12 protein-coding genes and 1 tRNA gene are annotated in these 12,875 nt (G+C 66.1%); 5 read left to right on the top strand and 8 right to left on the bottom strand.

The features are described 5' to 3' along the window. Nucleotides 1-97: 97 nt before the first annotated feature. The 5 genes from ddaH to NQ034_RS01680 all read right to left on the bottom strand — a co-directional run bounded on the left by ddaH (nucleotide 98) and on the right by NQ034_RS01680 (nucleotide 6,035). Nucleotides 98-871: a dimethylargininase gene (gene ddaH, locus NQ034_RS01700; RefSeq protein ID WP_257046670.1), complete on the bottom strand. Its 774-nt coding sequence runs from the start codon at nucleotides 869-871 to the stop codon at nucleotides 98-100. A gap of 81 nt (nucleotides 872-952) precedes the next feature. Beyond that, on the bottom strand, nucleotides 953-2,371 hold the full coding sequence (locus NQ034_RS01695; protein WP_257046669.1) for an APC family permease: 1,419 nt from the start codon (nucleotides 2,369-2,371) through the stop codon (nucleotides 953-955). A 183-nt stretch (nucleotides 2,372-2,554) separates the two neighbouring features. Continuing rightward, nucleotides 2,555-3,202: a PepSY domain-containing protein gene (locus NQ034_RS01690; RefSeq protein WP_257046668.1), complete on the bottom strand. Its 648-nt coding sequence runs from the start codon at nucleotides 3,200-3,202 to the stop codon at nucleotides 2,555-2,557. A 123-nt stretch (nucleotides 3,203-3,325) separates the two neighbouring features. Then, entirely contained in the window at nucleotides 3,326-5,407 is a 2,082-nt protein-coding gene (locus NQ034_RS01685) for an acyl-CoA dehydrogenase family protein (RefSeq protein ID WP_257046667.1), read from the bottom strand. Beyond that, nucleotides 5,397-6,035: a TetR/AcrR family transcriptional regulator gene (locus tag NQ034_RS01680; RefSeq protein ID WP_257046666.1), complete on the bottom strand. Its 639-nt coding sequence runs from the start codon at nucleotides 6,033-6,035 to the stop codon at nucleotides 5,397-5,399. Before NQ034_RS01680 ends, NQ034_RS01685 begins: the two co-directional genes overlap by 11 nt. A 67-nt stretch (nucleotides 6,036-6,102) precedes the next feature. Between NQ034_RS01680 and NQ034_RS01675 the strand changes: the two genes are divergently transcribed. The 5 genes from NQ034_RS01675 to NQ034_RS01655 all read left to right on the top strand — a co-directional run bounded on the left by NQ034_RS01675 (nucleotide 6,103) and on the right by NQ034_RS01655 (nucleotide 10,761). Further along, on the top strand, nucleotides 6,103-7,395 hold the full coding sequence (locus NQ034_RS01675) for an acetyl-CoA C-acetyltransferase (RefSeq protein WP_257046665.1): 1,293 nt from the start codon (nucleotides 6,103-6,105) through the stop codon (nucleotides 7,393-7,395). A 17-nt stretch (nucleotides 7,396-7,412) separates the two neighbouring features. After that, nucleotides 7,413-8,789 (top strand): 3-oxoacyl-ACP reductase, encoded by a 1,377-nt coding sequence (locus NQ034_RS01670; RefSeq protein WP_257046664.1) that lies wholly within the window; start codon nucleotides 7,413-7,415, stop codon nucleotides 8,787-8,789. A 10-nt stretch (nucleotides 8,790-8,799) separates the two neighbouring features. Beyond that, a complete protein-coding gene (locus NQ034_RS01665; protein WP_257046663.1) occupies nucleotides 8,800-9,741 on the top strand; it encodes a MaoC/PaaZ C-terminal domain-containing protein in 942 nt (313 codons plus the stop codon). A gap of 76 nt (nucleotides 9,742-9,817) precedes the next feature. After that, a tRNA-Leu gene (locus tag NQ034_RS01660) sits at nucleotides 9,818-9,905 on the top strand. A gap of 298 nt (nucleotides 9,906-10,203) precedes the next feature. After that, complete coding sequence (locus NQ034_RS01655; protein WP_257046662.1) at nucleotides 10,204-10,761, top strand: hypothetical protein; 558 nt, start codon at nucleotides 10,204-10,206, stop codon at nucleotides 10,759-10,761. Nucleotides 10,762-10,822: 61 nt separating this feature from the next. Here NQ034_RS01655 and NQ034_RS01650 read toward each other — a convergent pair whose 3' ends face one another. From NQ034_RS01650 to NQ034_RS01640, 3 genes are all read right to left on the bottom strand, one after another. Continuing rightward, complete coding sequence (locus NQ034_RS01650; protein WP_257046661.1) at nucleotides 10,823-11,395, bottom strand: GNAT family N-acetyltransferase; 573 nt, start codon at nucleotides 11,393-11,395, stop codon at nucleotides 10,823-10,825. Nucleotides 11,396-11,492: 97 nt separating this feature from the next. Continuing rightward, nucleotides 11,493-12,209, bottom strand: a complete 717-nt coding sequence (locus NQ034_RS01645) for an ASCH domain-containing protein (RefSeq protein WP_257046660.1) — start codon at nucleotides 12,207-12,209, stop codon at nucleotides 11,493-11,495. 93 nt (nucleotides 12,210-12,302) lie between these two features. After that, nucleotides 12,303-12,503 (bottom strand): hypothetical protein, encoded by a 201-nt coding sequence (locus NQ034_RS01640; RefSeq protein WP_257046659.1) that lies wholly within the window; start codon nucleotides 12,501-12,503, stop codon nucleotides 12,303-12,305. Between the last annotated feature and the right edge of the window lie 372 nt (nucleotides 12,504-12,875).

Genomic DNA, 12,875 nt, shown 5'->3' with positions numbered 1-12,875 from the left:
CGACCCCGGACGCGCCAATGCAACCGAGGACCGGCCAGGGCGTGTCGAATCGGCGGCCGGACCGCCCGGTTGGGACCGGGTGATCCGGCAGGCCGATTCAGTCGGCCAGACCGCGCACGCGCACAGACAGGCAGGTCACACAGCCCTCGAGCTTCTCGAACTCGGTGATCTCAACCGTCGTCACCCGGTATCCCAGGCCGCGGATCAGCTCAGCGGTCCGGGGTGCGGAAGCGGACATGACGACATGCGAATCGGACAGGCAGACGACGGCTGTTCCGTGTTCCTCGGGGACCGGGATGAAGCGCTCGAAGATCGAGGGATTGTCGACGAAGTCGGGGTAGCCGATCACCGTGCCGTCGGGCAGCGCGGTGACTGCGGTCTTCAGGTGCAGGACCTTGGTCACCGGCACGGCCACGACTGTGGCGCCCAGGGGCGTGAGGATGGCGCGCAGCTGGCGGATGCCCTCGGCATTGGTCCGGCCGCCCTGGCCCACATAGATCGTGTCGCCGATCTTGAGGATGTCACCGCCGTCCATGGTGCCGGGCTCTGTGATCTGGTTGAGTGAGCAGCCCAGCCCTGCGACGACACTGCGCGTGCCGGCGGGTTCGGCCTGGCGGCTGGGAGCGCCGGAGTGCATGGACACGGCGACATTCTTGTACATCAGCACGGAGTCCTCGACGAAAACCGCGTCAGCGCAGTCCGGGGCGGGTTCGACTTCGCGGGTATCCCAGCCGGCTTCCTGCAAAGTGTGGACATAGCCCTCCCACTGCTGCATGGCCAGAGGGACGTCGACCGGGACGCGCTCGATGTTGTCGACCAGTCCCTCATTCAGATTGGGGCTGGGTTTGCGGACCAGGGCGATCTTCGACATCGTCTGCCTTTCATATGGTTGTGTACTGCGAAAAATCAGAGGGCGGTTGGGGCGCGCCGTCTCCAGGATAGTGTGGTCCGGCTATTCGATTCGGCCTGGGTCCGCCGCCATCGCCAGGGTCGAATGCCGGCGGCTCCAGGTGAAGTAGAAGATCAGGGCCACGGCTATCCAGATGACGAAGGCGATGAGGGTGATCGGTTGCAGGCCGCTGATCACGTAGAGGCAGGCCAGGATCGACAGGACCGGGGTGACGGGGTATCCGGGGACCTTGAAGCCGCGGGGCAGGTCCGGCCTGGTCCGGCGCAGGATGATCACGCCCAGGCTGACCAGGAGGAAGGCAGTCAGGGTTCCGATCGAGGTCAGGTCGGCCAGGATCCCCAGAGGGAGGAGGCCGGCCAGGACGGCGACGACGGCGCAGACGATCCAGGCGCCCGCCGCGGGGACGTGGGTCCGCGGGCTGATCCGGGCGAAGACCCGCGGCGCCAGCCCGTCGCGGCTCATCGAGTACAGGATGCGCGTCTGGCCGTACAGGCAGATAAGGGTGACGGAGAAGATCGAGATGACCGCGCCGATCGCCAGCACCGTGCCCGGCCAGGTCTGCCCGATCAGGTTCTGCACGATGGTGGCCAGGCTGGCCTGCTGTGCGCCGAACTGTGCAGGGGCCTGCGCGCCCAGGGCCGCCACTGCGACGAGCAGGTAGATGAGCGTGACGATGGCCAGGGCCCCGATGAGCGCGCGGGGCATCGCCTTGCGGGGATTCTTGACCTCGCCGCCGGCGGTGGCGACAGCGTCCAGACCGATGTAGCTGAAGAACAGTGAACCGGTCGCCATCGAGATGCCCCGGATGCCCTCGGGGGCGAAGTTTGCGAAGTGGTCGGCGGTGAAGCCGGTGAACGCGATGCCCACGAAGACGATGAGCACGGCCAGCTTGATGAGCACCATGACACTGTTGGCGCGGGCCGATTCGCTGGCCCCGCGCAATAACAGCACCAGGCACAGGGCGACCAGGATGATGGCGGGGACGTTGACGATCCCTCCTGCATCGGGCGCGGCCGACAGCGCCGGTGGGAAGCTGATGCCGAACAGGTTCTCCAGGAGCAGGTTGAGGTATTCGGACCAACCCACCGCCACAGCTGCCGCGGACACGCCGTATTCCAAGATGAGGCAGGCTCCCACGACGAAGGCGATGAGTTCGCCCATGGTGGCGTAGGTGAAGGAGTACGAGGATCCCGAGGCCGGAATCGTCGAGGCCAGTTCGGCATAGCACAGGACGGTGAGTCCGGCGACCACGGCGGCCAGGACGAATGACACGATGACGGCGGGACCGGCTTCTGGAACGGCCTCCGACATGATGAAGAAGATCCCGGTTCCCACTGTCCCGCCGACCCCGATCATCATGAGGTGGAAGGTCGACATGGACCGGCGCAGGCCGGAGCCCTGAGCCTGGGGATCGGCCGGGAGGCGACGCCGGAAGAGCTGGCGGGCGAACGATTCTGCCACGATGGTCCTTTGCCGCTGGGCTGATGGGTGAACGCTCACATGCGGGTGTGGGATGTTCACCCCAATCCATGCACTGAACCTAATAATTATGCACCCTGCTGGAAGTGGACGTCGGAACGGATCGGTGTGATCCTCACCCCAAGGAGGTTCCGACCTGGTGGCAGGTGGCCGGGACCGTGCGGATCAATCGTCGATGAAGGCCCGTTTCGTCGCGGTGTCCACCGTGACATCGACGTCCTTGCCGTCCTCGTCGAAGTCGAAGGAGTAGTCGATGCGGCCGTCATCGGCCTCCAACGACCAGCCGGTCAGCCTGCCGGAGGACTTCTCCTGGGCCAGGGAAAGCGCCTCGGAATACGGCAGGGGCTTGTCGACCTCGATGGGCGTCTCCCGATCGTCTGTGGCCTCCTTGTGAACATCGACGACCTTGCCCGTAACCGCATCGACGGAGACCTCGTACTCCGTCCGGTCGTGCTGGAAGCCGAGTTCGTACTCCCAGGCGGAATTCCGCTGCTCGAAGTCCAACTCGATCGTGTAGAAGGTGCCCTGCGCTTTCTGCTGCGCGGCCTCGAGTGCGGCCGCCGGTGTGATCGGCATGTTCTGTGTGGCCAGATCGATGTTCTCTCCGAAGGCCGAGGCGGTGGGAATCGTGGCGGGACCCGTGGAGTCCGTGGCCGCCGGGGCATCAACGGATGTGGGTGAGGTACTGGGAGCCGGGGAGCCGGAGCTCGGTGAGTCGGTCGGGGTGCCGGAGCCGCAACCGGCTAGCAGTCCGACCGCGAGGATGGGGGAGGACAGGGCGAGCAGAGTGCGGCTGGTGCGCTTGGTCGTCATGTCATGAGATTAGCAAGCGAAGGTAAGACGCCTTTCATCTGTCCCGCAGGCTCCGGCTGCGCGGTTTCCCGCGGCTGCCGGGGCGGAAACCGCAGTGGTGGGCGGCCGCCCCGGCGGGCGACCTCAGCGCCTCCGGCGCGCGGCCATCTTCGACTTGTAGATCGCCTTCTCATCGGCCGGCCAGGTCGATGTTGCCCGGCCCGCGCGGTAGTGGGCGCGGGCCTCGTCCTGGCGGGCGGCCTCGGCGCCGTCGGCGATCGGGGCCCGGCGATGTTCGGGACCGAATCCGAAGGCCTCCACGATGTCCAGTGCATTGTCGGCCAGCAGGCCGCACAGTCGGTCGATCGCAGGACCGACCTGCCTGGCCCTGGCCATGGGCAGTCGACCGTACATCAGGTGCCAACCGATGTGCTGTTCGATCAGGCTCAGCCCGAATAGATCGCGCAGCCGTTTGACCAACTTCGCCTCGGCCGGGTGTGCCGCCCTGTCGATCTGCTTGTACTGCGCGTCGATGGCCTCCCATTTGAGCATCTCGACATAGGCGCGGGCGGTCTCGATGAGCTCGTGCTGATGCCGGTTGAACAGTTCGGCGGCGGCCTCCGGTGAGGCCTTGGCCGCAGGTCGCAGGTCGCCGGCCAGCTGCGCCACCATGACCCGCACGCGTTCGGCCAGCAGAGCCCCGATCAGTTTGCCCGAACGGATCCGCCTGGCGTTGAGTGCAGGGGTGAAGATGTCACCGATCGTGCGCCCCGCGCTGGCCAGGCCTGTGCGGTAGAGCGAGTGTTCGGCCGCCTGGGTGCCGATGTACCGGGCCACCCCGCCGAAGTCCACGTCCTTCAACTCGGCCGCGTAGTCTCCCAGCAGGCGTTTGCCCACCAACTGCAGCAGGACGGTGTTATCGCCTTCGAAGGTCGCATAGACGTCCAGATCCTGGTGCAGCCCCACCAAGCGGTTCTCGGCCAGGAATCCCTGGCCGCCACAGGCCTCCCGGCATTCCTGGACGATGTCCAGGGCGTCCCAGGTGCTCAGGGCCTTGAAGCCCGCCGCCCGTGTCTCCAGGGTCTGCCTGGCCTCGTCGGTGTCGTCTGCGCCGGAGAAAACCCGCTCGAAGTCTCCCAGTAAAGACTCGTGGGCTGCGGCGTTCGCCCAGGTCCGGGCCAGCGCCGGCATGAGCCTGCGCTGGTGCTGGGCATAGTCCAGCAGGGTCGTCTCCTCGTCGGCGTCCGCGCCGGCGAACTGCCTGCGGGCCAGCGCATAGCGCACTGCGATGTCGAGTGCGAGCTTCGCACCGACCGTGGCCGCCCCGTCCAGGGACACCCGCCCCTGGACCAGGGTGCCGAGCATCGTGAAGAAGCGGCGCCCGGGCGATTCGATGTCCGAGGTGTACGTTCCGTCCGCGGCCACCTGGCCATAGCGGTCCAGCAGGTTGGCCCGCGGCACCCGGATCCGGTCGAAGGCGATGCGGCCGTTGTCTACGCCCGGCAGGCCGCCCTTGTACCCGTCGTCCTCGATCGTGATGCCGGGCAGGGTCTGACCCTCCTCCGTGCGCAGCGGGACGAACAGCGCGTGGATGCCGTGGTCCACGCCCCGGGTGATGAGACGGACGAAGACGACCGCGGCCCGTGCATCCCTGGCGGCGTTGCCGATGTAGTCCTTGGTCGCGGCTCTGAACGGGGTGTGGACCTCGAATTCCTGTGTGGCGGGATCGTAGGTGGCGGTGGTGCCCAGCGCCGCCACGTCGGAACCGTGGCCGATCTCGGTCATCGCGAAGCTGCCCATTAGCTCGCCGGCCATAACGGCGCGCAGCCAGCGTTCGTGCTGGGCGGCATTGCCCAGGTGCTGGATCGCTCCGCCGAAGAGTCCGTATTGGACGCCGGCCTTGATCTGCGCCGAGGGGCTGGCCAGCAGAGTCTCCTCGAAGCCCGCGACATAGGCGGCGAAGGCCTCCTGCCCGCCCAGTGCTCGAGGCAGACTCTGAGCTGGAAAGCCCTGTTTGCCCAATTCCAATGCGGCGCGGGTGGTAGCCGATCGCTGCGCCTCGAGGCTGGGATCATCGGCGGGCTGTCGCAGGGCCGGGTCGCCGGCGAAGGCGCGACCGCGCAGGCGGAAGTCCCGGCGCGGGCCATCGGCCAGACCGGCCAGGACATCGTGGTCCACGGGCAGTCGCTCGGATCCTGCTGGGGTCTTCGAGGTGTCAGCGTTCATCGGTGGTCTCCTCCGGTGTGGGTGGAACGGTCGCAGGCTGCAGAGAGGCGCGCAGCCAGCCCGCGATCTGTGTGGAGACCGCGGCGATCTGGGCATCGGTGATCGGCGTCCCCGTGTGGGTCGCCAACCAGTGCTCGGTTGACATTCTGACGAATCCCACTGCGCCACGGGCCCAGATGTGGTCGTCCGGGGTCGACAGCCCCAGCCCGTGGATCAGGGATTGGGTCACGCGGGTGAAGAAGCCTTGATTGGTGCCGTCGTCTACGGCGGCCGCACAGAAGCGGTAGAGGCCAGGGGAGCCGGCGGCCAGTTCGACGAAGGAGTGGACCATCAGGGTGAGGGGATCGGCCGGGTGTGCGGTATCCGCCTGTGCGGCCTGGGTCAGATGGCGTTCGATCACGTCCATCGCCCAGGTGCTGCAGGCACGCTGCAGCCCCGCGCGATCGCCGAAGTAACGGTAGAGGACTGTCTTGGACGTCCGGGTGCGCGTCGAGATCTGATCCATGGACAGTTCGGAGCCGTATTCGGTGACGGCGGCGCGCACTGCTCGAAGCAGTTCGACGCGGCGGGTGGCTCTGTGTGTATCCCAGCGGGTGGACCGTCCATCTGGTGATGTGACAGACTTCATGTCAAACACAGTAGCAGGTACTCTTGGTAACAGGTAAATTCTCCTGCCCACCGACAAGGAGCCCCGGATGACATCCCAGTCACCACGCCGCGCCGCCATCCTCGGCGGCAATCGCATCCCATTTGCCCGGTCGAACCGGGAATACTCCCACGCCTCGAATCAGGACATGTTCACCTCGGCCATCGACGGGCTGGTGGCCCGGTACGGCTTGGCCGGGCGGGAACTGGGGGAAGTGGCAGGCGGTGCCGTGCTCAAACACTCCCGCGACTTCAACCTGACCCGCGAAACCGTTCTGGGCTCGGCCCTGGCGTCCACCACTCCGGCCTTCGATCTGGGCCAGGCCTGCGCTACCGGGCTCGAGGCAGTGGTGACCATCTCCCAGAAGATCCGCCTCGGACAGATCGACTCCGGTATCGCAGGGGGAGTCGACTCCGCCTCGGATGCGCCCCTGGCCGTGGGTGAACACGCCAGGGGAATCCTGCTGGAGGCGATGCGGTCGAAGACCCTGGCCGGACGCGTCAAGGCACTGAGCCGTCTGCGGCCCAGCGATCTGGCGCCGGCTGCTCCGAGTACGGGGGAGCCGCGCACCGGACTGTCCATGGGCGAACACCAGGCGCGCACAACCGCCGACTGGGCGATCTCCCGGCAGGCACAGGACGATCTGGCCCTGGCCTCGCACCGGAACCTGGCCGCGGCCTGGGATGCGGGCTTCTTCGACGACCTGGTCACCCCGTATCTGGGGGTGGTCCGCGACACCAATCTGCGCCCCGATTCCACCCCGGAATCGCTGGCCGGCCTGCGTCCGGTCTTCGGCACCTCCCTGAATACGGCCGCGACGATGACGGCGGGCAATTCGACACCCCTGACCGACGGCGCCTCTGCCGTGCTGTTGGGCAGTGAGGATTGGGCTCAGTCCCAGGGACTATCGCCCCTGGCCTATCTGGTCGATGCGCAGGCGGCCGCCGTGGACTTCGTCACCGGAGACGAGGGCCTGCTGATGGCCCCGGCCTACGCCGTCCCCAGACTGCTCGAGCGCAACGGTCTGAGCTTCGAGGATATCGACGTCTTCGAGATCCACGAGGCCTTCGCCTCCACCGTGCTGTGTCACCTGGCCGCCTGGGAATCCGAGGAGTTCTGCCGCGAGCGGCTGGGCCTGCCCGGTGCCCTGGGACCGATCGACCGGGACCGGCTCAACCCGCTGGGCTCCTCCCTGGCCGCCGGCCATCCCTTCGCGGCGACGGGCGGGCGGATCATCGCGACCACGGCGAAGTACCTGCACGCCACGGGCAAGCGCCGCGCACTGGTATCGATCTGCGCGGCTGGCGGTCAGGGCCTCGCGGCGATCGTGGAAGCGGCATGAGAGGGCAGGGGAAGACGATGGGAAAACGGAATACGACGGGTGATGCGTACCTGGACCTGGTCAACGGACCGTTGAAACTGCTGGCCAAACAGTTGGGCCTGCCCCGGCCGGTCCCGCTGCGCCGCTTCGGCGAATCGGGCTCGGAGCCGGCTTTCCAGGACGGACCCGTGCTGATCCTCGGGCGCGCGGACCCGGCGGATGCGGTTGCGGGCCTCGTGCTCGAGGCCGGATTCGCAGTCCACCGGCACCGGGACCCCTCCGCCCGCTACCAGGGCATCATCGCGGTGCTCGCCGGGGCCGAGGACGTCGATGAGCTGGCCGAGCCCGCCCTGACGATCGGCGCTGCGCTGCGGTCTTTGCGGCCCTGCTCGCGCATCATCACGATCTCCGATGCGACGGACTCCGTCCTGCACGATCCTGCCAGGGCCGCGACCGCGCAGGCGGTGCTCGGACTGACCCGGTCCCTGGGCCAGGAGATGCGGGCCGGGACCACGGCCAACGGCATCCTGCTGAACGAGGCGCCCATCACCGCGCCCTCCGTCGCCTCGACTCTGGCCTTCCTGCTGTCAGCCAAGTCCGCCTACATCGACGGGCAGTTCCTCACCGTCGACTCCACGTCCGGTCGGGCAGTCGGGACCGTGGAGATGGCAGGGCTCGGTGCGGCGGGGCCGCTGGCCGGCCGGACCGCAGTGGTCACGGGTGCCGCTCGCGGGATCGGCGCCGCCATCGCACGGGTGCTCTCACGCGACGGTGCCACGGTCTACGGGGTGGACATCCCGGCCGCGGGCCAGGCCCTTGCCGCGACCATGAACGAGGTGTCGGGAGTCGCGATTCAACTCGATATCACGGCACCGTACGCGGGCGCGCGCATTGTGGAGGCCGTCGGAGCGCCCATCGACGTCCTCATCAACAATGCGGGAATCACCCGCGATCGGATGCTGGCGAATATGGAGCCGGCGGGTTGGGAATCCGTTCTGGCGGTCAACCTCAAGGCGGAACTGGCCCTGGATCGATCCCTGAACGAGTTGGAGGCCTGGGGCGAGCATCCGCATGTTGTCGCACTGGCCTCGACCTCGGGAATCGCGGGCAATAAGGGGCAGACGAACTATGCCGCGGCCAAGGCCGGGGTGATCGGCCTGACCCGTGCTGCTGCGGCCGAATTCGCTGCCAGGGGCGGGACCATCAACGCCGTGGCCCCCGGCTTCATCGAAACGGAGATGACGGCGAAGATGCCGCCGCTGCGCCGCCAGGTGGCCCGGCGCGTGTCCAGCCTGCAGCAGGGCGGGCTACCACTGGACGTGGCCGAGGCCGTCGCCTTCCTCGCCTCCGAGCACGCAGGTGGAATCAACGGGCAGACCCTACGGGTCTGCGGACAGAACATCGTGGGGGCCTGAGATGGGACGGATGAGCACCTATGCGAAGGCGGCGGCCTCGGCCCTGCCCAAGCCCGGCCGGGCACGGCCGGATGCGCAGGCGCTGTTGGCCGTGCCGGCCGTCGAGGCGAGGGTCGGAGTCGACCGTGACCGGCTGGCGGCCTTCGTCCACGCGGTGCATGGCACTCTGCGGACCGAGGCCTCGGCCGGTTACCTGCACACCCTGGGCTTCCTGCCCGGGATGGAGCTGATGACGAGCCCGGGATTCGGCCTGCCGGTGATGGGCATGGTGCATGTGCACAACAGCTTCGTCCAATACCGGCCGGTGGTCGTCGGCGATGAGCTCGACCTGCGTGTGGAAGTCACCGCGGTGGAGCCCCATAAGAGGGGCACAACCGTGGACATCACCGTCACCGCCTGCCATCGCGGCCGGGCCGAGCCTGCATTTCGAGACACCTCGACCTATCTGGCCCGCGGCCGCTTCCTGTCGGGCGGACCGGATCCGGAGGACACTGCTGTGGGGGAGTCCGCGCGCCGCACCCTGCCCTTCGATCCGGCGGTCACGCCGCAGGCCCTGTGGCGCCTCGACACCTCGGTCACCCGGGACTATGCGCGTGTCTCCGATGACATCAATCCGATCCATCTGAGCACCCCGGCGGCGAAGGCCTTCGGATTCCCCGCGCGGATCGCCCATGGCATGTACTCGGCCAGCCGTGCCCTCGCAGCAATCGACCCGCATGTGTCGTACTTCATATGGGAGGTTTCCTTCGCCGGGCCCATCGTCCTGCCGGCCACGGTGACGCTGGCGTACTCGAATGCCGAGGCTCCGGTCGGGGCATTGAGAGAGGACGGACCTGTCGATGACGATGCCGAATTCCGCGGGATTTCGCGGCAGAAGACGGTTTTCCAGGTGTTCGACGCCAAGCGGGGCAAGCCCCATGTGTTGGGCTCCGTAACGTTCCCGCAGGACTGATTCGACGGCTCTGCGCAGGATGGCCGCGCGATTTTGCAAACCCCCACAGTCCGTGTAATGTATTCCTTGTTGCCCGGCGCGGGTGGCGGAATAGGTAGACGCGCTAGCTTGAGGTGCTAGTGCCCAATATATCGGGCGTGGGGGTTCAAGTCCCCCTCCGCGCACAGTTGTCCTGAGTCGCAACAAGGACAGCAGGAAGGCCCCGGAGTTTTCACTCCGGGGCCTTCCTGCTGTCCGAACCCATACCGTGAAGTGGGCAGTTGACTTTCAGCGGGATGGGGCAATCTTCGCCTTCGACGCTACCACTGTGATCACGCGGCGGCCGGCGCGGGAGAGTGAGAGGCCCTCGTCTGGCGGCGTGATCGGCTACTACTATGGACAAGGAGAATCGGCTTAGTACGCTGACTGGATTCTCTGCCGGGGTGTCGACGATGGCCTCGCAGAAACGTGGAGGAGAGCATCTTGTTGGTAGCGCGCGGTGGAGACATCCTCACCTACGAAACCAGCACATCTCGGGTTCTCGCCTCGGTCGTGGTGACCATTGTGCTGGTCGTCTTCAACGCCATATTCCTGATGGCCTACCGCCGTTCTCCCGACACCCGGCGCAAATCACTGGTGACAGGGCTCAGCTGGTTGACAGTGGGGGCGGTCTTCATCGGACTCGTATGCATTTCCGGAAGGCCGCTGCCCGTAATCGACGAAGAAGCCGCGGAGGCCAAGCTTGTGAAGAAGTTTGGCATCTACGACGTCAGGCTCGTGAACAACGACTTCGACCCCGAGGCCGCGATCGGTGATGAACCGACGGACGATTCGCCCGAATTCATCGGAAAACTGGGAGTGAGATGCGATGACACCGGCCAGGCGAATCCCGGCGATTATTCCGATGCATTTGATTACATGCAAGTGCAGTTTCGGGCGTCGTTCGCCGATAACGGCAATGGGATCACGAACATCACGATCATTGAACCGGCCGGTTTGAAACCCGAGGACATCGCCTGGGGGCACTCGCCCGGACGCTGACACCGACGTATCCCGCGTTGACCACTCCTACACGCAGCGCGGCCCTGCCTCACGTGAGTGATCAATCCTGGGGGAGTCCCGTCGTGCGGTGCCGGCTGTCCCCCGCGAGGATTCCGTAGATAAGAGTGTCGGTCCATTCGCCCTTGCTCCACCAGTCCTGTCGCAGATGGGCTTCGTGTTCCATGCCGAGGTTGCGGGCGAGCTTGGCCGAGGCGGTGTTGCGCCCGTCCATCTGCGCGGTGACGCGATGCACCCGAAAGTGTTCGAATGCGAGATCGAGCACGGCCGCTACGGCCTCGGTCGCAAGTCCCTGACCGCCGAAATCCGTATCGAGCACCCAGCCGATTTCACAGACCCGGTGTTCTCGGTCGGTGAACCACAGCTGTACATCGCCGACCAGCCGGCCGGCGTGCTCGATGACGAGGGCGAGCGCCCCGGTCTCACCGTCCAGGTCGGTTTTCGGTACACGCTCCGCGGTCTTGACGATGGCGTCCTGAGGTGTCCACGGTTCGTCCAAGAGGAACCGCGCGACCTCGGGACGACAATAGACAATCCGGAGCGCGTCGGCGTCGTCGGTGCGGTGGACGCGGAGTATGAGACGCTCGGTGCGCAGTGGGAGGAAGCTCGGTTTCATCCCGGCCCAGCATACTCAATTCGTGAACAGGACTTCGTGACACGGGCTGCTGCCCGACAAACAGGGAAGCATGTGAGGGCCTGGGCGGTTTTAAGCGCTAGTCGCCGTCGAGTGCGAACGTCACGATATCTACCGGATCGGTCGTTCCGAGGCCCGGATAGTGACTCTCCAGGGCCGTATGAAGGTCTTCGAGGCAGGTGAAACCATCTTTTATCGCGATGTCCTCGGTCGCCTCGTCGCGGGCGATCGTGCGGACATCGGTGATGGTAGCGGGGATGACGACGACCTCACCGTCTTCTTTCTCAAAGACGAGCTCTGCGGAACCCGGTCTGAATGGGTCGTCGATTCGGATGGTCTGCGTTTTGGAGCCCGATCTGATGGGACCCTCGTACCCTTCCCACATATAGAGCTTCTGCGGTTGGTCGACGGCACGCCAATCGTAGGCCAGGGGCAGCAGCTCTGCGGCGGTGCGCGTAGTGAGCCCGTTCGCATCACGTACGACGAAACGTATTCTCGGATCCATGTCGAAGATGACCTGGCGGCACTTTCCGCACGGGGATATGACGTCACCTGTGGAGCCGTAGACTGCTGTGACCGCGACGATCGGGTCCGTGGGCACAGACGAAGCGTGATTGGACAGCGCGGCGATTTCCCCGCATGGCCCACCCAGGAAGTGATAGGTGTTGAGCCCGAGAACGACCTGGCCGGAAGCGGTGAGCAGACCGGCCGCAACTGTATGATCGTAGTCGTCGTTCCAGCGCGCGGCATGTTCGCCGGTGAGTCGGACCAAGTGTCGCAGTTCATCACTGATCATTCGATTCACTTTACGGCACGGGCTTTCCTCTCAGGGATCCGGCAGAAGTCTTGATCGGTACCTGTGTAGTACCCGGTTGAGCAGTCCGGCTGGTCAGTCGACGTCGACGGTCCGCACGAGGATCAGAGCGATACTCACGCAGACCGAGGCCAGCGGTCCGACAAGCCCACCGAGCGCCGACACCGCGAGGATCAAGCCGTATCCCGCCTCGTCCACACCAAGTTGCCGCTGGGTGAAAACGACGAGGATCGAAAACGGGAGCATATTGCCGATGGTGGCGATGGCTCCGCTCACGGCCAGCCCTCCGGCGGCTCGATCGTGCGTGAGCCGGACTGCACCAGTTGTGACTTACCTCGAGATCGAGGTGCGCGCCGCAGAGTCTACGGTCGAGGCCGTGACGGGACCGGCGGAGCGGTCCAGGCGATCATCCGCCCACACGCCGATCGGGATTCAACGAGTAAGCGCACGAGCGCGTACAACGTCGACAGTCCGGCGACCCAGCGTGGGTCATCGGTGAGGGAAGTGGCTGTGTGTGTGGGGGGGTGTCCCTATGTTCTTTGTCAAGCGATTCGGTAGATTTTTCCCGGAATCCGCTTGACTCAGTTTGGGGCGTGCTGGGGTGACCGGTTGACCGTGTAGTTCGTCGTCACGGTGCCACCAGTTGGT

The organism is Brevibacterium moorei (genome assembly GCF_024580735.1).
Taxonomy (GTDB): Bacteria; Actinomycetota; Actinomycetes; order Actinomycetales; family Brevibacteriaceae; genus Brevibacterium; species Brevibacterium moorei.
Note: the sequence above shows the minus strand (reverse complement) of the source record. Positions and strands in the feature narration are given on the sequence as shown.